Origin of the sequence: Nocardia asteroides, from assembly GCF_900637185.1 — a bacterium.
GTDB lineage: Bacteria > Actinomycetota > Actinomycetes > Mycobacteriales > Mycobacteriaceae > Nocardia > Nocardia asteroides.
This window is the reverse complement of record NZ_LR134352.1, coordinates 1,910,691-1,934,064: the sequence shown is the minus strand read 5'-3', so window position 1 is coordinate 1,934,064 and position 23,374 is coordinate 1,910,691. Positions and strand designations below refer to the sequence as shown.

Sequence of the window (23,374 nt, the reverse complement as noted above, 5' to 3'; positions counted from 1 at the left end):
GGGGGACGCCAAGGGAAGCAATCATCCTACGATTGCATACGTCCCGCCAGAATGTGAAATTCCAGTCTCAGATAATGAGACCCTTATCGTGCCGTGATCGACTTGACCTGCCACTTCCCATCGGTGTTGGTGGTGACGATCTCCTGCTTGTAGACAATCGCCGAACCGTCCGGGTGCCACTGACGCAGCTCGACGTCGTACCGGCCGGTGGCGGTCTCGCGCATCTTCACGCAGTGCGTGGCGCCGACCGGGATCTGGTCGTCGATCGCCTTCTGGATGATGTCGGCCGGGGAGATGTTCTCCGCGTCCGGCGCCACGTAGTCGCGCACCTTCACCCCGGAACGCTGCACGTAGAAGGCGTACTGGAAGCCCAGGATCGCCCTGGCGCCGGTGGTGGTGTCACCGGGGCCGTTGCCGACGGTGACCGCCTGCTCAGCCACCGGCTTGCAGTCGGTGGCCGACACGACCGAGGGCGTCGGCGGCGCCGTCGCCGTCCGATCGTCCCCGCCACCGCGCTTGACCAGCGCGATCGTCAGCACCAGCGCCACCACCAGCAGGACCGCGGCCGCGACGCCGCCGATGATCCAGGGCAGGCGCTTGTCCGGCTCCTTCGGCGCGCCCGCGGGCGCGACGGGAGTCTTGGGCGCGAGCCTGCGGGCGATCGGGTCGTCGGCCCAGGACAGGCTCTCGTCGGTGGGCGGCTTCGGCACGGCGCCGCCCTCGTCGGGGCTGTTCCACCAGGCCTTGTCGTCGGGTTCCTCACCGATCGAGGCGCGCACGGTCTCGGGCGCGGGCATCCGGACGGTCGGCGGGGCGGGCGGGGCGGGCACGTCGGCCGGGGCTTCGGCGCGCGGTGCGGGCTTGCCGCGCCGGATCACCTCGGTGCGCTCGCTGCCGGAGTTCACCGGCACCGAATCGCCGAACGGCGAGCCCTCCCGGCGCGGCGGCTGACCGCCGGTGAACCGGACGGTCTGATCCTCGGCGGGCGGCGGCGTGGTCACGGCGTCACCGAAGACCGAGGTGGGTGCGGACCGGCCGGACACCGGCGGACGCGGCGGCATGGTGGGCGGACCCGGCGGTGGCGGGACGGGCGGCTGACCCGCGACCGGCGCACCGAACGGACTGGGCGCGGGCGCCGCCGACGGCGGACCGGCGGGCCGCCAGCCGACCTCGGGTAGCGAACCCGGCGGGGCGGGCGGCGGCGTCGCATCGAGCGGCGCACCGAAACCGGCGGCCGCGTCGTCGACGGGCGGCCCGAAATCGCCTACGGGAGGACCGAATTCGGCGGCGGGTCGCTGCCTGCCGCGTTCGTTCTCGTCACCGTCGGTGGCCAAATCCCATCCTTTCCCCAGGACACACGTGTGGGGCGGTCGTCATCCGACCGCCCCACACGACGTACTGCGTGTCAGTACTGGAGCGAGCCACCCCACTGAGTGGTGACACCTGCGACGTTCACCGTCTGAAGCAGCTCCCCCGGCACCGGCAGTGTAGCCTTCGCCGCCGCTTCGAGCGCGGCGGTACCGCCCGGCTGCGCCTTGATCCAGTTCTCGACCGCCGCCTTGGCCAGGTTGGCCTGGGTGGTGTCGAGCACGGTCACGGTGGTGTTGTCGGCCCGGCCGTCGCCACCGTTGTAGGTGGTGACCTTCACCGAGTTCTCGCCGATGTACTCGACCGAGACGCCCGCGTCACCGTAGCCGGTGGGCGTGCGGTAGCCGACGGTGCCGACGTAGCCGGAAGCGTTGTTGTAGTGGTGGGTGTTCACGACACCCGGCAGCACGCCGCCGCCGTCGACCGAGACACCGATCTCCTGGTGCGGGCCTTCCATCTCGACGACCGGCGCCGCGGGCGCGTCGTCGAAGTGCGGCGCCTGCCAGGTCGGGGTCTCGACGAGCTTGTCGGAACCCTCTTCCTCGGTGCCCGCGCCCTGCTCGGACGGCACGGCCGGCTGGGTCTGCGCGGGCTGGCCCTGCGACTGCTGACCCGGCTGACCCGGCGTGGTGCCCTGCTGACCGGGGGAGGTGCCCTCCTGGCCCGGCGTGGTCTCCTGCCGCGGAGTGGTGCCCTGCTGCCCCGGGTGCACGGCGGGCTGCGCCTGGCTGCCCTGACCGGGCACCGGCAGCGGCGCCACACGCGGGGTGGTGACACCCGGCTGGCTCGGCGTCGGCTTGACCGGAGTGCTCTGGCCCGGCTGACCCGGCGCGGGCGTGGTGACGCCCGGCTGGGCCGGGGTGGTCTCACCGGACTTGTTCTCGCCCGGCTTCACGTTCTCCGGCGTCTCCGGCTGCGTCTGCTCGGGGGTGCCGGTCTCCGGCGTCTCGCCCGAGGGCTGCTCGGTGCCCGGCTGCGCAGGCGCCGGGGTGGCGGGCGTGGTCGGCTGGTCGCTGGGGACCGCGCCGGCCGGCGCCGCGAGGAGAGTCGCCACGGCTGCCGCAGCGGCCAGGGGCAACGACGTGCTGGCCATCGCTCGCTGCGCCCGACTCGGCTTACGATGCTTCACTTTTCGCCAATCCCTTTCCCGGAGGGAATCCCCCACTGCTCCACCACGCGATAACAGATTGATCGCGCCTCGGCCGTGAGTCAACCACATGAGCGCGGGACAGGCAACGCAGCAGTAGGTTTCGCGACACCGCCGTCCGGCCTGGCAAAACACCCATCGGGAAACGACGACGATCGTTGCCGAACAAGACAATTCAAACCCGGATCGGCAGTGATCCGTCTCACACGCACTCAGTCCAGGTCGTCGTGGCGCATCAGCAAACGCCCGGCTTCGGTGACCGAACCGGTCAGCGACGGGTACACCGAGAACGTCTGCGCGAGATCGGTGACGGTGAGGTTGTTCTGCACCGCCAGCGCGATCGGCAGGATCAGCTCCGAGGCGATCGGCGCCACCACCACCCCACCGATCACCACACCGGTGGCCGGGCGGCAGAAGATCTTGACGAAGCCACGCCGCAGCCCCGACATCTTCGCGCGCGGGTTGGTGTTCAGCGGCAGCATCACCGTGCGCGCGGGCACCTCGCCGTTGTCGATGGCGGTCTGGCTGACGCCCACGGTCGCGATCTCGGGGCGGGTGAACACCGCCGAGGCCACCGTCTTGAGCCGGATCGGGCTCACGCCCTCGCCCAGCGCGTGATACATCGCGATGCGGCCCTGCATCGCGGCCACCGAGGCCAGCGGCAGCAGCCCGGTGCAGTCGCCCGCGGCGTAGATGCCGGGCACCGAGGTGCGCGAAACCCGGTCGACGCGAAGGTAACCGCCGCGATCGAGCTCGATACCGACCTTGTCCAGGCCCAGGTGCTGGGTGTTCGGGGTGGAACCGACGGTCATCAGGGCATGCGAGCCGGTGACGGTGCGGCCGTCGGACAGCTTCACCACGATGCCGTCGGCGGTGCGCTCCACCGCGTCGGCGCGCGCGTGCTTGACCAGCTCGACGCCGCGCTCGGCCAGCGCCTCCTCCAGCACCAGCGCCGCGTCGGCGTCCTCGCCCGGCAGCACCCGGTCGCGGCTGGAAACCAGCTTCACCCGCACACCCATCTCGGTGTAGGCGGAGACGAACTCGGCACCGGTCACACCGGAACCGACCACCACCAGCGTCTCGGGCAGTTCCTGCAGGTCGTAGAGCTGACGCCAGTTCAGGACGCGCTCACCGTCGGGCTCGGCGCCGGGCAGCACCCGCGGGCTGGCGCCGGTCGCGATCAGCACGACCTCGGCCTCGAACTCCTCGGTGCTGCCGTCGTCCAGGCTCGCCGACACCCGGTGTGCCAAACCGGCGGCGGGACCGACCAATTCACCCCGGCCCGACAGCAGCCGCACCCCGGCGGCCTGCAGCTTCGCCCGGATGTCGGAGGACTGCGCCAGCGCCAGCGCCTTGACGCGGCCGTTCACCTCGGGCAGATGCACCTGCGCCTGACTGGCGTCGAGGGTGATCCCCAGGTCGCGGGCGCGGCGCAGGTCGGTGCGCAGCCCGGTGGAGGCGATGAAGGTCTTCGACGGCACGCAATCCCACAGCACGCACGCGCCACCGATGCCGTCGGCATCGACCAGGGTCACCGAGGCCCCGTGCTGGGCGGCCACCAGCGCCGCCTCGTATCCCGCCGGTCCGCCACCGATGATCGCAATCCGTGCCACAGCCACGCTCCCTGTATTCGCCTGGTCGGGCGCGTCCCTTGTGAGGACTCGCCCGTACTGTGCCCCCATCCTTTCAGGTCTTCCGTGACGGTCCCGGGTCGGATCGGTGAACATGTTCGCGCGTGTCGGACCACGCCACGACTGTGACCGTGAGCCGATCTGGGTGGGAGACAGGAATTCCGCTGCTGTTATTGGCTACAGTTCCTCAGGTGCCGATCTATGCCGCTTACGGGTCCAACATGGACTCGACGCAGATGCTGGAACGCTGCCCGCATTCGCCCATGTCCGGGACCGGGTGGCTGGAAGGTTGGCGCCTGACCTTCGCCGGTGACGACATCGGCTGGGAAGGGCCGTTGGCCACGGTCGTCGAGGATCCGGGTTCCCGGGTGTTCGTCGTCCTCTACGACGTCTCCCCCGAGGACGAGGACCGCCTCGACCGCTGGGAGGGCTCGGACTTCGGCATCCACAAGAAGATCAGGATCCGGGTCACCGGCACCCAGGGCGAGTCCCGGCTGGCGTGGCTGTACGTACTCGACGCCTACGAGGGCGGGCTGCCCTCGGCGCGGTACATCGGAGTCATCGCGGACGCGGCCGAGAAGGCCGGGGCGCCTGAGGATTACGTCCACGCCCTGCGCACCCGCAACAGCAAGAACGTAGGCCCCGGCGCTTGACCGCCTCTCCGCGAATTCTGGCCGGACTCGCCGGCCGCTGACTTCTCGTCGGCGGCCGGCGGTCGTGGAGGGGGTGGAGTCAGCCCGTGCCCGGTGAGTTACCCATGTGCTTCCGTGCTGCTCAGGCCTGGAGGACGATGTTCGTGAGGGTTCGCACGCCTACCGCCAGGGCTCGTTCGTCGATGTCGAACGTGGGCTGGTGCAGGTCCAATTGGTCGCCGGTGCCGGACCAGACGCCGAGGCGGGCCATGGCGCCGGGGACCTCCTCCAGGTACCAGGAGAAGTCCTCGCCGCCGCCGGACTGCGGGGTGTCGGCCAGGGCGTCGGGACCCATCGCCAGGATCGCGTTCTCGAACATCAGGGCCGAGGTCGCGTCGTTGACCACCGGGGGCACGCCGCGCTTGTAGTTGAGCTGGTAGCGCACGCCGGTGGGGGCGAGCAGGCTGTCGACGATCTCGCGGACCAGCGGCTCCAGCAGCAGCCAGGTGGCGTGGTCGCCGGTGCGGACGGTGCCGGTGAGCATGCCGGTCTGCGGGATCGCGTTGGGCGCTTTGCCCGCGCTGACCGCGCCCCACACCATCACGGTGCTGGTACGCGGGTCGACCCGGCGGCTCAGCAGACCGGGCAGGCCGGTGATCACGGTGCCGATCGCGTAGACCAGATCGCTGGTCAGGTGCGGCCGGGAGGTGTGCCCGCCGGGCGAGTCGAGCACCAGCTCGACGGTGTCGGCCGCCGAGGTGATCGCGCCGGTCCGCAGCCCGACCTTGCCCACCTCTAGCCGCGGATCGCAGTGCAGCGCGAAGATCCGGTCCACCCCCTGCATCGCACCCGCGGCGACGACGTCGAGCGCACCGCCCGGCATCACCTCCTCGGCGGGCTGGAACACCAGCCGCACGCCGACCGGCAGCGCGTCCTGCGCCTCGGCCAGCGCCAGCGCGGTGCCCAGCAGCACGGTGGTGTGCGCGTCGTGCCCGCACGCGTGCGACACGCCGGGCACGGTGGAGGCGAAGCTCAGGCCGGTGAACTCCTGCATCGGCAGGGCGTCCATGTCGGCCCGCAGCGCGATCCGCTGGGTGTCGGTGGGGCCGAGGTCGCAGATCAGGCCGGTGCCGCCGGGCAGCACCTCCCAGCTCAGTCCCGCCTTGGTGAGCCAGCCCGACACGAACTCGGTGGTCGCGAACTCCGCGCGCGACAATTCGGGGTTGGCGTGGATGTGCCTGCGCCATTGCACGAGGTCGGCGGTGTGTTCGGCCAGCCACGCGTCGACGATTTCCGGTCCTGGCATCGTGGTTCGTCCGGTGTCCGGCATGGTCGGACACACCGCGTTCTCACGCATCATCGAGTGGGAATCCACACCCACCGATAGCGCCTCGGCGCCTGCGCGCGCGGTGCCCGAATAGCCGGAAATGCTCACCGAATGTCCTCCTGTCGTTCGACCAGCCGTTGCAACAACCTGTCTCTGTGTACTTCATCGCGTGCCGTCGCGACAGCGGTACGCGCCAGTGCGCGGGCGCCGTCGAGTACCGCACGATCGGCCGAGGCGTTCACCGCGGCGGCGGCGAAGTCCGGCTGATGGGTCACCGCGCCACCGGCGTCGATGCCGATCACCGGGTGGATACCGGGGATCACGTTGGTGACGTTGCCCATGTCGGTGCTCCCGAGCGGACGCAGCACCTCGAGCTCGGGTGCGATCGGCACCCGGCCCAATCCGGTGATCTGCGCGCGGTAGACGGCCGAGAGAACCGGATCGGGAGTGAGCTCGGTATAGGTGGGCGCGAGCGTCCGTATGTCGTGAGTGCAGCCGGTTGCCAGGGCGCCCGCCTCGAAACACGCCTTCGCTCGTCGCATCAGGTCGTCGAGTGACGCGGAATCAGCCGCGCGGAGGTAGTACAGCAACTCCGCTCGTCCGGGCACGATGTTGGGGGCTACGCCACCGTCAGCGACTATACCGTGCAGCTGCTGGCCAGGACGCAGATGCTGACGCAGCAAGCCGACGGCAACCTGGGTGACGGTCACCGCGTCGCCCGCGTTGCGGCCCAGCTCCGGCGCCGCGCTGGCGTGCGCCTCGCGGCCGTGGAAGACGACGGACAGGTCGGCCAGCGCCAGCGAGCGCGCGCCGACGATGTCGGCCGGGCCGGGGTGGACCATCATCGCCATCGCGATGTCGTCGAAGGCGCCCGCCTCGAGCATCAGCACCTTGCCGCCGCCGCTCTCCTCGGCGGGCGTGCCGAGCACGACGACCGTCAGCCCCAGCTGATCGGCCACCTCGGCCAGCCCGATCGCGGCGCCGACCGCGGACGCGGCGATGATGTTGTGCCCGCAGGCGTGGCCGATCTCGGGCAGCGCGTCGTATTCGGCGCAGATCCCGACCGTGAGCGGGCCGCTGCCGTAGACGGCGCGAAACGCCGTCGGCAGGCCGGCGACTCCGGTGGTGACGGCGAATCCGCGCGCGCCGAGCGAGGCCAGGATCTTCGCGACGCTGCGCGTCTCGGCGAAGGCGAGTTCGGGTTCGGCGTGGATCGCGTGCGAGAGCCCGATCAGTTCATCCGCCGCCGCGGCGATCGCGGCATCGGATGCGGTGGCCGAGAGTTCGCCGGTGCGCGCGGGTGCCATACCCCCAGTCTCGCATCAGGGGACGTCAGCGGCGCACCGGCGAGCGGCTCAGTTGCCGAACGGCAGGTTCTCGGGGGTGACCGGAGTGGCCAGCGCGGCGAGGGTCTCGGCGTGCAGCGCGGTCTTGATGATGGGGGTGATCGGCTTGCGCAGGCTGGTCAGCGCGGCGGCGCGCTCGATCGCGGCGGCCAGCACCTGCTCGGCGTCGGCCTTGGCGTCGACGATGCCCGCGGCGATCGCCTCGTCGGCGGCGAAGCGGTGGCCGGTGGTCATGGCCCGCACGCACACCTGGTTGCTCAGCCTGCCCTTCAGCAGGCCGTTCATGCCCACGGTGAACGGCATGCCCAGGTGCACCTCGGGCAGCGACCAGAAGCCGCGGTCGCCACGCATCACCCGGAAGTCGTGCGAGGTGGCCAGCATCGCGCCCGCGCCGAAGGCGTGGCCGTTGATCGCGGCGACGGTCGGCATCGGGAAGGTCAGCAGCCGGGTGTAGAGGCTGTGCACGCGGTCGAGGTAGCCGTGGATCTTGTCCAGGTTGCCGAACACCCAGTCGGTGTCGAGGCCGTTGCTGTAGTACTTGCCGGTCGCCACGGTGACCAGCGCGGCAGCGCCCTCGGACGCCTCGACCTCGTCGAGGGCGGCGTGGAAGGCGTCGATCCAGCCCGGCGAGAAACGGTTCTCGTTGTCGGTCTCGCCCTCGTTTCCGAGGTAGAGGACGAACACATCACCGGAGCGCTCCAAATACGGCATGACGGGAAGCATAAAACGCAGCTCGGCAGGCACCTACTGGCGGGTAGGCGGCATCGGCGCCACCCCGGGCCGCGCGGAGGGGCGGTCGGCGCCCGCGCCGCCTAGAATCACCGCATGCTTGCCGAACAGGCCGCTCTGGCGATCGCCGAACGTACGGGAGTGCCGCGTCATCGCGTGGCCGTGGTGCTGGGATCGGGGTGGCAGCAGGCAGCAGCCGAGATCGGCGCGCCGCACGCCTCCATCGCCATGCCGGAGTTACCCGGTTTCGGCATGCCCAGCGCGCAGGGCCACGGCGGCATGGTGCACTCGGTGTCGGTGAACGACACCGACGTGCTGCTGCTGATGGGCCGCCAGCACCTGTACGAGGGCTACACCCCGCAGCAGGTGGTGCACCCGGTGACCGCGGCCGTCGCGGCGGGCGCCGAGATCGTGCTGCTCACCAACGCCGCGGGCGGTATCCGGCCGGGGCTGCGGGTGGGCGAGCCGGTGCTCATCGCCGACCACCTCAATCTCACCGCGCGCACCCCGCTGGAAGGTGCCCGGTTCGTCGACCTGGTCGACGCCTGGGATCCCGAACTGCGCACCCTGGCCAGGGAGATCGACCCCAGCCTGACCGAGGGCGTGTACGCGGGCCTCACCGGTCCGCAATACGAGACGCCCGCCGAGATCCGCATGCTGGCCACCGTCGGCGCCGACCTGGTCGGCATGTCGACGGTGCTCGAGGCGATCGAGGCGCGCTCGCGCGGCGCCAGGGTGCTCGGCATCTCGCTGGTCACCAATCTGGCGGCCGGTGTCACCGGGCAGCATCTGTCGCACGCCGAGGTGCTGGCCGAGGGCCAGGCCGCGGCGCCCCGGCTGGGCAAGCTGCTGCGCGGGATCCTGGAGCGCGTGTAGATGCTGCGCTTCGGGACCGCGGGTCTGCGTGGGCCGCTGCGCGACGGCCCCGACGGGATGAATGTGACCACGGTGTCGCGGGCGAGCGCGGGTGTCGCGGCCTGGCTGCGGGAACGCTGCCTGGGCGGTGGCGCCGTGGTGGTCGGGCGCGACGCCAGGCACGGGTCGGCGGATTTCGCGACCGCCACCGCCGAGATCTTCACGGCGGCCGGCTTTCCGGTGACGCTGCTGCCCGAACCGGTCCCGACGCCGGTGGTGGCGTTCGCGGTCCGTCAGCTGGGCGCGGTGGCCGGTGTGCAGATCACCGCCTCGCACAATCCGCCCGCCGACAACGGCTACAAGGTCTATCTCGACGGCGGCTCCCAGCTCATCGCGCCCGCCGACACCGAGATCGAGCGGTGCATCGACGCGGTCGCCGAACCGGTCGCGCGCGAACCTGTGTCCCCCTCCGGCGCGGACCTGGTCGACCGCTATCTCGCCCGGGTCGCCGAACTGCCCGGTCTGCTGGGCGGGCCGGGCGAGCGGGCCGCGGTGCGGATCGCGCTGACGCCCCTGCACGGCGTCGGCGGCGACCTCGCCGTGCGCGCGCTGGCCGCGGCCGGATTCACCGATGTACACGTGGTCGCCGAGCAGTTCGCGCCCGACCCCGACTTCCCCACCGTCGCCTTCCCCAACCCCGAGGAGCCGGGCGCGGCCGACCTGCTGCTGGCGCTGGCCGACCGGGTGGACGCCGACCTGGCGATCGCGCTCGACCCCGATGCCGACCGCTGCGCTCTCGGCGTCCCCAGCCCCGACGGCTGGCGGATGCTGCGCGGCGACGAGACCGGCGTCCTGCTGGCCGACTACGTCCTGCGCACGGCCGCCGCGGATCCGCTGGTGGCGACCACCATCGTCTCCTCCCGGCTGTTGTCGAAGCTGGCGCCCGCGCGCTCGGCCCGCTACGCCGAAACCCTCACCGGCTTCAAGTGGCTGGCCAGGGCGGGCGAGGGCCTGGTGTACGCCTACGAGGAGGCCATCGGCCACTGCGTCGACCCGGCCACGGTGCGCGACAAGGACGGCATCTCCGCCGCTGTCTCGGCCGCCGATCTCGTCGCCCTGCTGAAGGCGGGTGGCCGCACCCTTCAGGACGAATTGGACTCCTACGCGGTCGAATTCGGCCTGCACGCGGGCGGCCAGGTCTCCCTGCGCCTGCCCGACCAAGCTGCCGCGGGCGCGCTCTCCGCCGCCCTGCGCGCTCACCCGCCCAGCGAGATCGCGGGCACACCGGTGAAATTCACCGACCAGGCCCAGGTCCGCGGCCGGATGCGCACCGATGCCCTGATCTTCGACGCCGACGATTTCCGCATCGTCGTCCGGCCGTCGGGCACCGAGCCGAAACTCAAGTGCTACCTGGAGGTGTTCGCCCCGGCCCCCGACACCGACGCGCTGCCCCGGGCGCGGGCAGCCGCCACCGGCCGCCTCGGCGAACTGGCCACCTGGTGCCGCTCGATCGCCACGGCGACCAGCTGACCGCACAGCGCGGCCCCCACGTCCACGTCGACGGCTGATCGCCGGCGATCAGCGCGGAGGCGGCGCCCCGTACCGGGTGGCGTCTCCCGTATCGAAAACCCCACGGTCGGCGGACCGCAACTCCGCGATCGGCAACGGCGACGTCTCGCGATGACCACCCTCGATCGAACAGAGCCCGAACGGTCCCGACGCCGAGAGCAGAACGTGGACATGCGGATCCGCGTGATCGAGGAACCACACGCTGATCCCGGCACCCCCGCTGAGCCGCAGGTCCTCCCATGCCCGCCACAGGGCGTCGAGCCGGACCACCGCGCCGGGATGGCGCCACCATTCCCGGCACCAGTACACCTGTTCGCCCGGCCGGTATCCCACGGCGTCGCCGACCAGCCGGACGAAGTAGCCGGCGACCCATTCCGACACATCGGTGTACGTCGGTCTGTCCCCGCCGCTGTCCACACTCCCCATCTCGGCAGGATGACACAGATCCGCCTGTCGGCGGGCGGATTCAGCGTGGGCCGAACTGCCGGTCGCCCGCGTCGCCGAGACCCGGGACGATGTAGGCGTTCTCGTTGAGTTTCTCGTCGACGGCCGCGGTCACCAGGCGGACGGGGTAGCCCGTGGCGGCCAGCGCGGCAACGCCTTCGGGGGCGGCGACCACACACACGGCGGTGATGTCGGTGGCGCCACGGGCCACCAGCAGGTCGAGGGTGTGGCGCATGGAGCCGCCGGTGGCCAGCATCGGGTCGAGCACGAAGACGGGCAGGTCGGTCAGGTCGGCGGGCAGCGATTCCAGGTAGGGCACGGGCTGGTGGGTCTGCTCGTCGCGGGCGATGCCGACGAAGCCGACCCTGGCCTGCGGGACGAGATCGGCGGCGGCGTAGACCATGCCGAGCCCGGCGCGCAGCACCGGAACCAGCAGCGGCGGCGCGGCCAGGCGCACGCCCTGGGTCGCCGCGACCGGCGTGTCGATCGGCTCCCGCACGACGGGCGCGTCGCGCAGCGCCTCGTACATGAGAATGCCGGTGAGGTCGCGTAATGCGGTGCGGAAGGCGGCGTTGTCGGTACGGGCGTCCCGCATCGTGCTCAGCAGGGTCGCCGCCAGCGGATGGTCGACGGTGTCGGTGCGCATGAAAAAACGATAGGGTCGCCACACGCTCCGGGTACGGCCGCCGGGGAAATTCGCGGTCGAGGGGAACCGATCGGCGGCCCGATGCGTCGAAGCAAGTGAGTGACGTACTCTGCCCGGGAACTCGAGGATTGGGGGAAGTTCGATGACGAAGATGTCGGCGAATGCCGAAGGCATCCTGGCGTACAGCGCCACCGCCGAGGTCATGGCCACCGACCTGGCGACGGCGGCCGCCGGATCGATAGCGTCCGACCCCACCCTCCTCGGCCCGATCATGGGCCTCATCGGCGGCGATTTCGTCACCGCCTACGCGGCGGCGCACGCGGGCCACGTGGCCGCGATCGGCCAGCTCTCCGCGGTCATGGCCAGCATGGGCGTGGCCACCGCGGGCGCGGCCACCACCCTCGTCGACACCGACGAGGCCATCGCGGCCCCGCTGCGGTCGACCGAGAACGACCTCGGAGCCCAGGCATGATCGACCTCAGTGGCCTGGCCCAGCCGCTGCTCGACCTGCTGTCCAGCTTCGGCAGCGGCGTGCTCGGCACCGACGGCGCGTCCGACGGCCTGCGCTCCACCTCGCTCAACCTGGACCAGATCTACGAGCTGGGCCGCACCGGCATCAACAACGTCAACACCGCGTGGGACGGCATGGCGGTCGACGCCGCCACCGCCAAGGCGCTGCGTGTGCAGAACTCCTCGGCCACGCTGTCCGACACCGGCAACGAGATGGCGACGGTCCTGGACCAGGCCGCGGCCTACGTCGAGACCGGGCAGAAGGACCTCGACACCATCGTCAACTCCTTCCTCACCGACGTCTCGGCACTCAGCCCCACCCTGGCCACCCCGGTCGGGCTCGCGGCCGTGGTGAGTTCGGCGATCGAGCACATCGGGCAGGGCCTCGGCGTGGTCAGCCGGGTGCAGGACGAGCTCGGCACCCAGACCGCGGCGATCCAGGAACTCACCCCGGCGCCGTCGAGCACCTCGCTGGCCAACACCACCTCGGGCGTCAGCACCCTGGCCTCGTCGGCCTCCAGCCTGCTGTCCACCGCGTCGGGCACCGGCGGCACCCTGCTCAGCGCGGTGTCGTCCGGGCTGTCGAGCGCGCTGAGCAACTCGTCGAGCAGCTCCAAGTCCACCACCACGGGTACGACCAACAACGGCAGCAAGACCTCGACGGGGTCGTCGTCCGGGTCGTCCACCGGGTCGGACGGCACCGGCGTCAAGATCACCCTGCCCGACGGCAGCACCGTCGAGGCGCCCAACGAGGAAGCGGCCACGGCGGTCCGGTCGGCGATCAGCGCGGTCGGCACCCCGTACGTGTGGGGCGGCAACTCCCCCGGCTCCGGCATCGACTGCAGTGGTCTCACCCAGTACGCCTACCGTGAGGCCGGGGTCGAGCTGCCCCGGCTCGCGCAGGAACAGCACATCGGACACCCCCAGGTGTCCCCCGGTGACCTGAAGCCGGGCGATCTGGCGGTGTGGGACGGCCACGTCGCCATGGTCGTCGGCAACGGGCAGCTCGTCGAGGCGGGCGATCCGGTCTCGATCAGTTCCATCCGAACGGAGAACAGTGGCATGGAGTTCTACGGCTTCTACAGGCCTACCGCATGACCGGCACGCCGATCCCCGAGGTTCCCAATGTGGAGTCCGCGGTCAGCACCAACCGGTCCGGCACCATCTCGGTCCGCGCGACCAGCATGGGCCTGCCGATCGCGATCAAGTTCGAACGCAGCGAATACCAGTACGGCGCGCAGGCGCTCGCCGATGAGATCCTGCGCCTGACCAGGCGCTCGACCATCGCCGCCGCGGCCCGCCTGCGCGAGATCTACAGCGAGCAGGCCAATATCCCCGATCAGCTGCTCGACAAGATGAACCTGCCGACCCGGCGTCAGGCGGTCGACGAGCTCGACCGGATCGACGACGCCGACACCGGCCAGACGAGTTGGATGAGGCCACTGTGAGCGCGGAAATGGACGCCCTGGTCGCCGGGGTCACCGGCAAGCTCGAGGCGCTGGAGGCGGCGCTGTACGGGTTGAAGCAGGTCAACGGACGTTTCACCACCGAGGACGGCCTGGTCACCGCCGAGGTGAACAGCGACGGCGCCCTGGTCGCGCTGTCGCTGGACGAGGGCATCACCGCGCTGGCGCCCACCGAGGCCGCCCAGCTGATCCTGACCGCCTGCAAACAGGCCACCGAGACCGCGGGCGCGGCACGTTCCAACATCATTGCGACACTGAACGAATCGCTCACCGGGTCGGCACCGGGGTCCCCGGAGCAATTAGCACCCGGGCCGGATAGTGCCCGGCGCTGAAGCTCGATAGGCTTCGCGTCATGGCTTCTGGAGACATCGTCCCGATCGAGCTCGGTCTGACCGATGGCGATCTCGTCACCCTGTGGGCACCGCGCTGGCGCGACGGTGACGACGAGTGGGAGGCGTTCCTCGGTCACGAGGACGACCTCTACGGATTCGAGTCCGTCGCGGAGCTGGCAGCGTTCATCCGCACCAACTCCGACAACGATCTCGTCGACCACCCGGCCTGGCAGATCATCGCCGGGCTCTCGGCCGCCGAGCTGGAGCCGGAGGAGAACTTCACCTTCGATCTGGTCGCGGTGCCCGAACTGGCCGCGGGCGATCCGGACGTGGACGTCGTCGGCGAGCTCGAGGACACCCTGGCGATGGTGCGCAACATCGGCGAGGTGTGCGAGCTCGACGTCGTGACCAAGTTCTTCGGGAACAACCCGATCCTCGGCGCGCTGGCCAGCGGGGCGAACACCTTCGTCGGCCGCGACGGCGAGGAGCTGTGGGATCAGGTCGGCGCGGCCATCGTCAAGGGCTGGGACGACGTGCTCGACGCGATCGACAGCGTGGTCAGCACGCCCGAGGTGGACGCGGCCGCGGTCGCCGTCGCCGAGGCCGAGCTGCTGGCCGCCGAGGAGAACGAGGTCGACGCCGACGACGCCGCGGACGAGGACGAGGAGTTCGAGGCCGTCGATCTCGACGCCGAGGACGAGGAAGAAGACGAGGACGAGTCGTTCTGGCACGAGGTCGGCATCGACCCGGTCAAGATCGTCACCTCCGACGGCGAGCACTACACGCTGCGCTGCTACCTCGACGACGAGCCGATCTTCCTCGGCAACGGCCGCACCATCACCGTGTTCGGTTCCGAGCGCGCGCTGGCCCGCTACCTGGCCGACGATCACGAGCACGAGCTGGCCCGCGTCTCCACCTTCGCCGAGGTGCAGACCGCCGCGGTGGACGGTTCGCTCGAGGTCGAGGTGACCGACGAGAACGTCTACGTGCTCACCGGCCTGGTCGACGATCTGGCCGAGGGCCCGGAGGCGATCGACATCGAACAGCTCGACCTGGCCGTCGAACTGTTCAGCGACGCGGCCGACTACGCCGACGACGACAGCGTGGAACAGGCACTGGCGCCGTCGAATCCGCTCGGCTGGTACGTCTCCTATCTGCTTAACCCGGACCCGAACCGGATGGCGCCCAACCCGCCGTTCACTGCGGAGGCCCAGCAGTTCCGCGAGCTGCAGCGCGCCTTCGAGGCGCGGCTCACCCAGGAATAACGCGAACCGAACAGGGGCGGTGCCGATCCGGCGCCGCCCCTGTTCGCGTCTCAACCCAGCAGTACCGCGTAACCCGGCTTGATCACCTCGTCGATGATGCGCAGACGATCGGGGAACGGGATGAACGCCGATTTCATGGCGTTGATCGTGAAGCGTTCCAGGTCGCTCCAGCCGTAGCCGAAGGTATCGACCAGCTTGAGCATCTCCTCGCTCATGCTGGTGTCGCTCATCAGCCGGTTGTCGGTGTTCACCGTGACCCGGAAGCGCAGGCGGGCGAGCAGGTCGAAGGGATGCTTGTCGAGCGAGGGCACCGCGCCGGTCTGCACGTTCGAGGAGGGACACAGTTCCAGCGGCACCCGCATGTCGCGCACATAGTTGGCGACCAGTCCGAGCTGGGCGTCCTCGATGTCGCCGGGCACCGTGATGTCGTCGGTGATGCGCACGCCGTGGCCGAGCCGGTCGCAGCCGCAGAACGCCAGCGCCTCGTGGATCGAGGGCAGGCCGAAGGCCTCGCCTGCGTGAATCGTGAAGTGCGCGTGGTTGGCTCGCAGATATTCGAAGGCGTCGAGGTGGCGGGTGGGCGGGAAGCCGGCCTCGGCGCCGGCGATGTCGAATCCGCCGACTCCGCGATCACGGAACCGCACGGTCAGTTCCGCGATCTCGCGCGATCTGGCCGCGTGCCGCATGGCGGTGAGCAGGCAGGTCACCCGGATGGGGTTGCCCTGTTCGGCCGCGACGGCCTCGCCCTCACGGAACCCGGCGATGGTGTGCTCGACCACCTCGTCGAGGGTCAGGCCCTTCTCCAGGTGCTGTTCGGGCGCGAACCGCACCTCGGCGTAGACCACGCCGTCGGCGGCGAGGTCGATCGCGCATTCGCGGGCGACGCGGCGCAGCCCCTCCGGGGTCTGCATCACCGCGACCGTGTGGGCGAAGGTTTCCAGGTACCGCTCCAGCGATCCGCTGTCGGCGGCGTCACGGAACCACGCGCCCAGCGTCTCGGCATCGTGGGCGGGTAGTTCGTCGTAGCCGCAGTCGGCGGCGAGTTCCAGCACCGTCGCGGGCCGCAGACCACCGTCGAGGTGATCGTGCAGCAATGCCTTCGGTGCGCGTCGGATCGAAGCGAGGTCTAGGGGCGCCGGTCCAGTCATGTTTAGACGGTAGCGGTGCGCGCCGGTCCCGGCAGCGAACTCGCCCCGTGGCAACCGTCTCGTTGATTATCCGACCGTCGACGGACTATTGCGGGCCACCCGCCGTGCACCCACCGCCACGAACAGCTCAGGCGGCCGGCTGTTGCGGCTCGGCGGGCCATGCGGGCTCGGGCACCGGCGGCTTCGCGAGCAGCCAGCGTTTCGTCCCCGGCAGGGCGACCGCGATCAGCGTGGCGGTGAACAGCGCGACCAGCGCCAGCCCGACCAGCAGGGCCTCCCCGCTGAACAGGAAGGCCGCCACCATGCCCATCGGCGCGGCGAGGATCACCAGGCCGCGCCCGCGCCGGTTCCGCGCGCGCAGCAAGGCCAGACCGACGAGGTGCAGTCCGCCGATCACCCCGGAAATCGTGGCCATGATCAGCAGGAATGCGGCAGTGACCACGCGGAAGTCGACTTTGTCCGGATCCGGCTCCGCGGTCAGCTGGACGACGGCCTCGTAGACCATGAGTCCGACGATCGCGACGACGACCAGACCACTGACGCCCGCGAGTACCTGAGCGACGGCAGCCGTCCGCCGATCGCGCGCACTGCATTCGGCCATGAACTCCCCCACGGAACTGTCGACGGATCTTTCGCAGGGTAACCGGAAACGGCGTACTCAGCCGATCCGGTCGAGGAACAGTTCGCCGGGTTTGTATTCGGAGGTCGATTCGATGGTGACCGCGGCGGTGAGGGCGGACGCGGCGGCGGCGAAGGCATTCGGGGTGTCGGTGTGCAGGGTGAACAGCGGTTGACCCGCGGTCACCGAATCACCCGGTTTGGCGTGCATCTCGACGCCGGCGCCCGGCTGGACCCGTTCGCCCTGCCGGGCCCGGCCCGCGCCGAGCCGCCAGGCGGCCATGCCGACGTCCATGGCGTCGAGCCGGGTGAGGATGCCGGTGGCTTCGGCGCGGACGGTTTCGGTGTGCCGGGCCGTCGGCAGCGGGGCGTCGGGGTCACCGCCCTGGGCCTGGATCATCGCGCGCCAGTGGTCCATGGCGCGGCCGTCGGCCAGGGCGTCGGCGGGGTCCACGTCCAGCCCCGCCTGGGCGACCATCTCGCGGGCCAGGGTCAGGGTCAGTTCGATGACGTCGGCCGGGCCGCCGCCCGCCAGGACCTCGACCGACTCGGCGACCTCGAGCGCGTTGCCCGCGGTGCGGCCCAGCGGGGTGTCCATGGCGGTGAGCAGCGCGACCGTGCGCACCCCGGCGTCGCGGCCGAGTTCGACCATCGCGGTCGCCAGTTCCCGCGCCCCGTCGAGGGTCTTGAGGAAGGCGCCCGACCCGACCTTCACATCCAGGACCAGCGCCGCGGTGCCCTCGGCGATCTTCTTGCTCATGATCGAGCTGGCGATGAGCGGGATCGATTCGACCGTGCCGGTGACATCGCGCAGCGCGTAGAGCCGCTTGTCGGCCGGGGCCAGGTCGGCGCCGGCCGCGCACACCACCGCGCCGATGGCCGGGTCGGCCAGGATCTCGCGCATCCGGGGCACGGTGACGTCGGCCTGCCAGCCCGGGATCGATTCGAGTTTGTCCAGCGTGCCGCCGGTGTGACCGAGCCCGCGGCCCGACAGCTGCGGCACCGCGGCACCGCAGGCGGCGACCAGCGGCGCGAGCGGAAGGGTGATCTTGTCCCCGACGCCGCCGGTGGAGTGCTTGTCGACGGTGGGGCGGGGCAGGTCGGTGAAGTCCATCCGGCTACCGGAGCCGATCATCGCCGCGGTCCAGCGCGCGGTCTCGCGCCGGGTCATCCCCCGCCACAGAATGGCCATGGCCAGCGCCGACATCTGCTCGTCGGCGACGATCCCCCGGGTGAACGCGTCCACCACCCAGTCGATCTGCGCGTCGGACAGTTCCCCGCCGTCGCGCTTGACCCTGATGACCGATACCGCGCTGTGGCTGTCACCGCCGCTCCGCGACTTCGAGCCGGACTTCAGCGCGGACGGACTCCCGTCGGCGGCCGGCGGCAGGTGGGTGGAGAGTTCGTTCGTCCCCGACGAGTTACCCATGTGCCCACTAAATCAGTGGTTACCGGCCTTTGCCAGTCCGACCGGCCGCCAGGTCGTCCGGACCGAACGCGTCCGGAAGCAGCTCGCGCAACGGCTTGGGCCCCGCCGCGTGGTCGACGAGCAGCGCGCCCCCACCGTGCTCGAACAGCAGCTGTCGGCAGCGCCCGCACGGCATCAGGATTTCGCCCCGGGAATCGGTCACCGAAACGGCGACGAGACGACCCCCACCCGTCACAAATAAGTTACCGACGAGTACACATTCGGCACACAGGGTTAGTCCATATGAGACATTTTCCACATTGCAACCGCTCACAATTCGGCCGTCCGCCGTGAGAGCAGCCGCGCCCACCGGGAAACCCGAGTACGGGGCATACGCCTCACCCATAGCGTGAATTGCCTTGTCATGCAAGGTATTCCAGTCGATTTCGGGCACCGTGAACCTCCAGCCGATCCCGCCGAACGCGTCGGCGAACGGGCCTTCGCACCAGTATCCGGCAAGGAGAAAGGTAAACCTAACTCGGCCGATTCGCACGCAACGCACGGCACGCCGAATTAGTTCCGCGAAACAGAGAGGATTAGAGTCAGCCGAAGATCGGTTCAGGTTCCCGGCGGCGGGCCAGCGCTCGAGAACACAGCGCAGCCACCTGGGCATTTGCCTCTCCACGCAGCCGGCGTCGGATCTGTGACCGGGTCCATCAACGACGTTGGAGGCACCGCACTCTATGACCACGATAGAAGCTCCGGCTCCGGCCCAGCCGAAGCGGAAGACGCTGTACCGCGGCGACCCTGGCATGTGGTCCTGGGCGCTGCACCGGATCACCGGTGTCACGCTCTTCTTCTTCCTCTTCGTCCACGTGCTGGACACGGCACTGGTCCGGGTGAACCCGGATACCTATGACCGGATCATCGAGACGTACAAGAACCCGCTGGTCGCGCTCATGGAGATGGGCCTGGTCGTCGCGGTGCTGTACCACGCGCTCAACGGCGTCCGCGTGATCCTGGTCGACTTCTGGTCGCAGGGTCCGCGCTTCCAGAAGCAGATGCTGTGGATCGTGCTGACCATCTGGGTCCTGGTCTCGGCCGCCGGCATCGGCCGCCAGTTCTTCTACCTGCTGACGGAGCACTGATATGTCTGCACCTGTCCTCGGCAAGTCCTACGATCGCCCGGCCAGCCTCGACGCGCCCCGCTCGCCGCGGGCCCGCTCGAACAACAACTTCGAGAAGTACGCGTGGCTGTTCATGCGCTTCTCCGGCCTGCTGCTGATCGTCCTCGTGCTCGGCCACATGTTCATCATGCTGATGATCGACGGCGGCGTGAAGCGCCTGAACTTCGGCTTCGTGGCCGGTCGCTGGGCCAGCCCGTTCTGGCAGATCTGGGACCTGACCATGCTGTGGCTGGCTCAGCTGCACGGCGGCAACGGTCTGCGCACCGTCATCGATGACTACTCCCGCAAGGACTCCACCCGGTTCTGGCTCAAGACCATTCTCGCGGTCTCGATGATCCTGGTCGTGGGCGTCGGCACGTACGTCATCTTCACCTTCGACCCCACCATCACAGGTTAGGAACAGGCCACCTCGCATGAGTGAATCCCGTCCGATTCAGGAGCATCGCTACGACGTCGTCATCGTCGGCGCCGGTGGCGCGGGTATGCGCGCGGCGATCGAGGCCGGCCCCCGCGCCCGTACCGCGGTCCTGACCAAGCTGTACCCGACCCGTAGCCACACCGGCGCGGCCCAGGGCGGCATGTGCGCCGCGCTGGCCAACGTCGAAGAAGACAACTGGGAATGGCACACCTTCGACACCGTCAAGGGTGGTGACTACCTGGTCGACCAGGACGCCGCGGAGATCATGGCCAAGGAGGCCATCGACGCGGTGATGGACCTGGAGAAGATGGGCCTGCCGTTCAACCGCACGCCCGAGGGCAAGATCGACCAGCGTCGTTTCGGTGGCCACACCCGTGACCACGGCAAGGCGCCCGTGCGTCGCGCGTGTTATGCCGCCGACCGCACCGGTCACATGATCCTGCAGACGCTGTACCAGAACTGCGTCAAGCACGACGTGGAGTTCTACAACGAGTTCTACGTGCTCGACCTGGTGATGACCGACACCGAGCGCGGCCCCGTCGCCACCGGCGTCGTCGCCTACGAGCTGTCCACCGGTGAGATCCACGTCTTCCACGCGAAGTCGATCGTGTTCGCCACCGGCGGCTCGGGCCGCATGTACAAGACCACCTCGAACGCGCACACGCTGACCGGTGACGGCATGGCGATCGTGTTCCGCAAGGGCCTGCCGCTCGAGGACATGGAGTTCCACCAGTTCCACCCGACAGGCCTCGCGGGCCTGGGCATCCTCATCTCCGAGGCGGTCCGTGGTGAGGGTGGCATCCTGCGCAACGCCTCCGGCGAGCGCTTCATGGAGCGCTACGCCCCCACCATCAAGGACCTCGCGCCGCGCGACATCGTCGCCCGCTCGATGGTGCTCGAGGTGGCCGAGGGCCGCGGCGCCGGTCCGAACAAGGACTACGTCTACATCGACGTGACCCACCTCGGCGAGGACGTCCTGGAGGAGAAGCTCCCCGACATCACCGAGTTCGCGCGCACCTACCTGGGCGTCGACCCGGTCAAGGAGCTCGTGCCGGTCATGCCGACCTGCCACTACGTGATGGGCGGTATCCCCACCCGCATCCGTGGCGAGGTGCTGCGCAACAACACCGACGTGGTCCCCGGCCTGTACGCCGCCGGTGAGTGCGCCTGCGTGTCCGTGCACGGCGCGAACCGCCTCGGCACCAACTCGCTGCTCGACATCAACGTCTTCGGCCGGCGCGCCGGTATCGCCGCCGCGGAGTACGCCCAGCGCACCGAGTTCGTCGAGATGCCGGAGGACCCGGCCAAGATGGTGCAGGACTGGCTGGCGCTGATCCTGTCCGACCACGGCGACGAGCGCGTGGCCGACATCCGCACCGAGCTGCAGGCCACGATGGATGCCAACGCGGGCGTGTTCCGCACCGAGGAGACCCTCAAGAAGGTCCTCACCGACATCCACACGCTCAAGGAGCGCTACACCCGGATCACGGTGCAGGACAAGGGCAAGCGCTACAACAGCGACCTGCTCGAGGCCGTCGAGCTGGGCTTCCTGCTGGAGCTGGCCGAGGTCACCGTCGTCGGCGCGCTCAACCGCAAGGAATCGCGCGGCGGCCACGCGCGCGAGGACTACCCGGACCGCGACGACGTCAACTTCATGCGGCACACGATGGCCTACAAGGAGGGTCCGGAGCTCATCTCCGAGATCCGCCTCGACTTCAAGCCGGTGGTGCAGACCCGCTACGAGCCGATGGAGCGTAAGTACTGATGACTGCTGTAGCCGAACCCACCACGCAGAAGCCGGCGCCCGTTCCCGAGGGCTCGGTCATGGTCACCGTCAAGGTGGCCCGGTTCAGCACCGAGAACGACAAGGGCGCGCACTGGGATTCGTTCCAGGTGCCGGTCCTGCCGACCGACCGTTTCCTCAACGTGCTGATCTACATCAAGTCCTACCTGGACGGCACCCTCACTTTCCGGCGCTCCTGCGCCCACGGGGTGTGCGGTTCGGACGCGATGCGGATCAACGGCGTGAACCGGCTGGCCTGCAAGGTGCTGATGAAGGACCTGCTGCCCAAGGGCGACAAGACCCTCACCATGACCGTCGAGCCCATCCGCGGCCTGCCCGTGGAGAAGGACCTCGTGGTCGACATGGAGCCGTTCTTCGACGCGTTCCGTGCCGTCAAGCCGTACCTGATGACCTCGGGTAACGAGCCCACCCGCGAGCGCATCCAGAGCCAGCACGACCGTGCCCGGTTCGACGACACCACCAAGTGCATCCTGTGCGCCTGCTGCACCACCTCCTGCCCCGTGTACTGGAGCGACGGCAGCTACTTCGGCCCGGCCGCGATCGTGAACGCCCACCGCTTCATCTTCGACAGCCGTGACGAAGGCGCCCGCGAGCGCCTCGACATCCTCAACGACGTCGAGGGCGTGTGGCGCTGCCGCACCACCTTCAACTGCACCGACGCGTGCCCCCGTGGCATCGAGGTCACCAAGGCCATCCAGGAAGTCAAGCGGGCCCTGCTCTTCACCCGCTGACCTCCCCCGGTCTCCGAAGGCCGCCGCCATCGACAGATGGCGGCGGCCTTCGCCGTTCGCGACCATCGACAGGACCGATCCGATCGCGATGCGGTCTCGAATACTCCACGAGTATTGCTGCTGATATTGCGGGGGAAATATCGTGAGACATATGAAGACCATGATCGACCTGGACGACGAAGCCCTGGCCTTGGCCGCCAAGGAACTGGGGACGACCACCAAGAAGGACACGGTCAACGCGGCGTTGAAGTTCGTCGCCGAGCGCCGTCGCCGCATCGAACAGGTCCTCGACGACCCGTACGGCTTCGGTGTCGGCCCCGATATCGACGACCCCGAGGTGATGCGCCGGGCCCGGCGTTGATCGAGGCCACTCCGCTGCGACTGCATCTGGTCGACACCTCAGCAGCCGCCAGGATCCGGCACGAGTCCGTCCGTACCGTCCTCGCCGGACTCATCGCGGACCGCGCGGCCGCCACGTGTGTCACCATCGACCTCGAAGCGGGCTACTCGGGCCGCAACCTGGCCGATGTCCAGAACATCGCACAGCGCCGCCGCGCCCTGTACCACGACCTGCCGATGAACGACTCGATCGCCCAACGCGCCAGGGAAGTTCAGCTCCTCATGGCCAAGAAGGGACTGCACCGCAGTGCCGGTCTCGTCGACCTGCTCACCGCGGCGGTCGCCGAGTACCACGACGCGGTCGTCGTCCACTACGACCGCGATTTCGAACACATCGCCGCCGTCACCCGCCAGCCGCACGTCTGGGTCGTCCCGGCAGGCAGCATCAGCTGAT

General features: G+C 69.7%; 26 protein-coding genes. 14 read left to right on the top strand and 12 right to left on the bottom strand.

The window, feature by feature from the left end:
• Positions 1 to 83: 83 nt before the first annotated feature.
• The 3 genes from EL493_RS09030 to EL493_RS09020 form a co-directional block, all read right to left on the bottom strand.
• Positions 84 to 1,334, bottom strand: a complete 1,251-nt coding sequence (locus EL493_RS09030; RefSeq protein WP_019045286.1) for a hypothetical protein — start codon at positions 1,332 to 1,334, stop codon at positions 84 to 86.
• A gap of 71 nt (positions 1,335 to 1,405) precedes the next feature.
• Complete coding sequence (locus EL493_RS09025; RefSeq protein WP_198040785.1) at positions 1,406 to 2,461, bottom strand: hypothetical protein; 1,056 nt, start codon at positions 2,459 to 2,461, stop codon at positions 1,406 to 1,408.
• Positions 2,462 to 2,727: 266 nt separating this feature from the next.
• Positions 2,728 to 4,128 (bottom strand): NAD(P)H-quinone dehydrogenase, encoded by a 1,401-nt coding sequence (locus tag EL493_RS09020; protein WP_019045284.1) that lies wholly within the window; start codon positions 4,126 to 4,128, stop codon positions 2,728 to 2,730.
• A gap of 209 nt (positions 4,129 to 4,337) precedes the next feature.
• Between EL493_RS09020 and EL493_RS09015 the strand changes: the two genes are divergently transcribed.
• Complete coding sequence (locus tag EL493_RS09015; RefSeq protein WP_022567362.1) at positions 4,338 to 4,799, top strand: gamma-glutamylcyclotransferase; 462 nt, start codon at positions 4,338 to 4,340, stop codon at positions 4,797 to 4,799.
• A gap of 121 nt (positions 4,800 to 4,920) precedes the next feature.
• On the opposite strand, the gene EL493_RS09010 is transcribed toward EL493_RS09015, so the two are convergent.
• The 3 genes from EL493_RS09010 to EL493_RS09000 all read right to left on the bottom strand — a co-directional run bounded on the left by EL493_RS09010 (position 4,921) and on the right by EL493_RS09000 (position 8,162).
• Entirely contained in the window at positions 4,921 to 6,084 is a 1,164-nt protein-coding gene (locus tag EL493_RS09010; RefSeq protein ID WP_030200339.1) for a M20 family metallopeptidase, read from the bottom strand.
• A 125-nt stretch (positions 6,085 to 6,209) separates the two neighbouring features.
• Positions 6,210 to 7,412 carry a M20 family metallopeptidase gene (locus EL493_RS09005; RefSeq protein WP_019045281.1) on the bottom strand — a complete coding sequence of 401 codons (1,203 nt, stop codon included), beginning with the start codon at positions 7,410 to 7,412 and terminating at the stop codon, positions 6,210 to 6,212.
• Between the two features lie 48 nt (positions 7,413 to 7,460).
• Entirely contained in the window at positions 7,461 to 8,162 is a 702-nt protein-coding gene (locus tag EL493_RS09000; protein WP_019045280.1) for an enoyl-CoA hydratase-related protein, read from the bottom strand.
• A 114-nt stretch (positions 8,163 to 8,276) separates the two neighbouring features.
• On the opposite strand from EL493_RS09000, the gene EL493_RS08995 reads away from it, so the two are divergent.
• Complete coding sequence (locus tag EL493_RS08995; protein ID WP_022567360.1) at positions 8,277 to 9,056, top strand: purine-nucleoside phosphorylase; 780 nt, start codon at positions 8,277 to 8,279, stop codon at positions 9,054 to 9,056.
• Positions 9,057 to 10,565 carry a phospho-sugar mutase gene (locus EL493_RS08990; RefSeq protein ID WP_019045278.1) on the top strand — a complete coding sequence of 503 codons (1,509 nt, stop codon included), beginning with the start codon at positions 9,057 to 9,059 and terminating at the stop codon, positions 10,563 to 10,565.
• Positions 10,566 to 10,613: 48 nt separating this feature from the next.
• Here EL493_RS08990 and EL493_RS08985 read toward each other — a convergent pair whose 3' ends face one another.
• Together EL493_RS08985 and upp are read right to left on the bottom strand one after the other, a co-directional pair.
• On the bottom strand, positions 10,614 to 11,030 hold the full coding sequence (locus EL493_RS08985; RefSeq protein ID WP_022567359.1) for a DUF4913 domain-containing protein: 417 nt from the start codon (positions 11,028 to 11,030) through the stop codon (positions 10,614 to 10,616).
• A 40-nt stretch (positions 11,031 to 11,070) separates the two neighbouring features.
• Entirely contained in the window at positions 11,071 to 11,694 is a 624-nt protein-coding gene (upp, locus tag EL493_RS08980) for a uracil phosphoribosyltransferase (RefSeq protein WP_019045276.1), read from the bottom strand.
• A gap of 142 nt (positions 11,695 to 11,836) precedes the next feature.
• Here upp and EL493_RS08975 point away from each other — a divergent pair, with 142 nt between their 5' ends.
• From EL493_RS08975 to EL493_RS08955, 5 genes are read left to right on the top strand one after another with little or no spacing between them, the layout of a single operon-like run.
• Positions 11,837 to 12,166 (top strand): hypothetical protein, encoded by a 330-nt coding sequence (locus tag EL493_RS08975; protein ID WP_022567358.1) that lies wholly within the window; start codon positions 11,837 to 11,839, stop codon positions 12,164 to 12,166.
• Positions 12,163 to 13,302, top strand: coding sequence for a C40 family peptidase (locus EL493_RS08970; RefSeq protein ID WP_019045274.1), 1,140 nt, complete (start codon positions 12,163 to 12,165; stop codon positions 13,300 to 13,302). Before EL493_RS08975 ends, EL493_RS08970 begins: the two co-directional genes overlap by 4 nt.
• Entirely contained in the window at positions 13,299 to 13,652 is a 354-nt protein-coding gene (locus EL493_RS08965) for a hypothetical protein (RefSeq protein WP_019045273.1), read from the top strand. The genes EL493_RS08970 and EL493_RS08965 overlap by 4 nt, the downstream gene beginning before the upstream one ends.
• Positions 13,649 to 14,002 (top strand): YbaB/EbfC family nucleoid-associated protein, encoded by a 354-nt coding sequence (locus EL493_RS08960; RefSeq protein ID WP_030200357.1) that lies wholly within the window; start codon positions 13,649 to 13,651, stop codon positions 14,000 to 14,002. The genes EL493_RS08965 and EL493_RS08960 overlap by 4 nt, the downstream gene beginning before the upstream one ends.
• A 20-nt stretch (positions 14,003 to 14,022) precedes the next feature.
• Positions 14,023 to 15,267 (top strand): hypothetical protein, encoded by a 1,245-nt coding sequence (locus EL493_RS08955; protein ID WP_019045271.1) that lies wholly within the window; start codon positions 14,023 to 14,025, stop codon positions 15,265 to 15,267.
• A gap of 50 nt (positions 15,268 to 15,317) precedes the next feature.
• Here the strand turns inward: EL493_RS08955 and EL493_RS08950 are convergent, their stop codons facing one another.
• The 4 genes from EL493_RS08950 to EL493_RS32965 form a co-directional block, all read right to left on the bottom strand.
• Positions 15,318 to 16,415, bottom strand: coding sequence for an adenosine deaminase (locus tag EL493_RS08950; protein ID WP_030200358.1), 1,098 nt, complete (start codon positions 16,413 to 16,415; stop codon positions 15,318 to 15,320).
• Between the two features lie 127 nt (positions 16,416 to 16,542).
• Entirely contained in the window at positions 16,543 to 17,016 is a 474-nt protein-coding gene (locus EL493_RS08945) for a hypothetical protein (protein WP_019045269.1), read from the bottom strand.
• Between the two features lie 57 nt (positions 17,017 to 17,073).
• Positions 17,074 to 18,462, bottom strand: coding sequence for a thymidine phosphorylase (locus EL493_RS08940; protein WP_019045268.1), 1,389 nt, complete (start codon positions 18,460 to 18,462; stop codon positions 17,074 to 17,076).
• Between the two features lie 19 nt (positions 18,463 to 18,481).
• Positions 18,482 to 18,895, bottom strand: a complete 414-nt coding sequence (locus tag EL493_RS32965; protein ID WP_022567357.1) for a cytidine deaminase — start codon at positions 18,893 to 18,895, stop codon at positions 18,482 to 18,484.
• A 289-nt stretch (positions 18,896 to 19,184) separates the two neighbouring features.
• On the opposite strand from EL493_RS32965, the gene sdhC reads away from it, so the two are divergent.
• The 6 genes from sdhC (at position 19,185) to EL493_RS08905 (ending at position 23,373) form a co-directional block, all read left to right on the top strand.
• A complete protein-coding gene (gene sdhC, locus EL493_RS08930) occupies positions 19,185 to 19,589 on the top strand; it encodes a succinate dehydrogenase, cytochrome b556 subunit (RefSeq protein ID WP_022567356.1) in 405 nt (134 codons plus the stop codon).
• A gap of 1 nt (position 19,590) precedes the next feature.
• Positions 19,591 to 20,025, top strand: a complete 435-nt coding sequence (locus tag EL493_RS08925; protein WP_019045265.1) for a succinate dehydrogenase hydrophobic membrane anchor subunit — start codon at positions 19,591 to 19,593, stop codon at positions 20,023 to 20,025.
• A gap of 16 nt (positions 20,026 to 20,041) precedes the next feature.
• Positions 20,042 to 21,811, top strand: coding sequence for a succinate dehydrogenase flavoprotein subunit (sdhA, locus tag EL493_RS08920; protein ID WP_019045264.1), 1,770 nt, complete (start codon positions 20,042 to 20,044; stop codon positions 21,809 to 21,811).
• The gene (locus EL493_RS08915; protein WP_019045263.1) at positions 21,811 to 22,581 is read left to right on the top strand and encodes a succinate dehydrogenase iron-sulfur subunit; all 771 of its coding nucleotides are present in this window, start codon (positions 21,811 to 21,813) and stop codon (positions 22,579 to 22,581) included. Before sdhA ends, EL493_RS08915 begins: the two co-directional genes overlap by 1 nt.
• Before the next feature lie 151 nt (positions 22,582 to 22,732).
• Complete coding sequence (locus tag EL493_RS33855; RefSeq protein WP_019045262.1) at positions 22,733 to 22,942, top strand: type II toxin-antitoxin system VapB family antitoxin; 210 nt, start codon at positions 22,733 to 22,735, stop codon at positions 22,940 to 22,942.
• On the top strand, positions 22,939 to 23,373 hold the full coding sequence (locus EL493_RS08905; protein ID WP_019045261.1) for a PIN domain-containing protein: 435 nt from the start codon (positions 22,939 to 22,941) through the stop codon (positions 23,371 to 23,373). Before EL493_RS33855 ends, EL493_RS08905 begins: the two co-directional genes overlap by 4 nt.
• The last annotated feature ends 1 nt before the right edge of the window (position 23,374 follow it).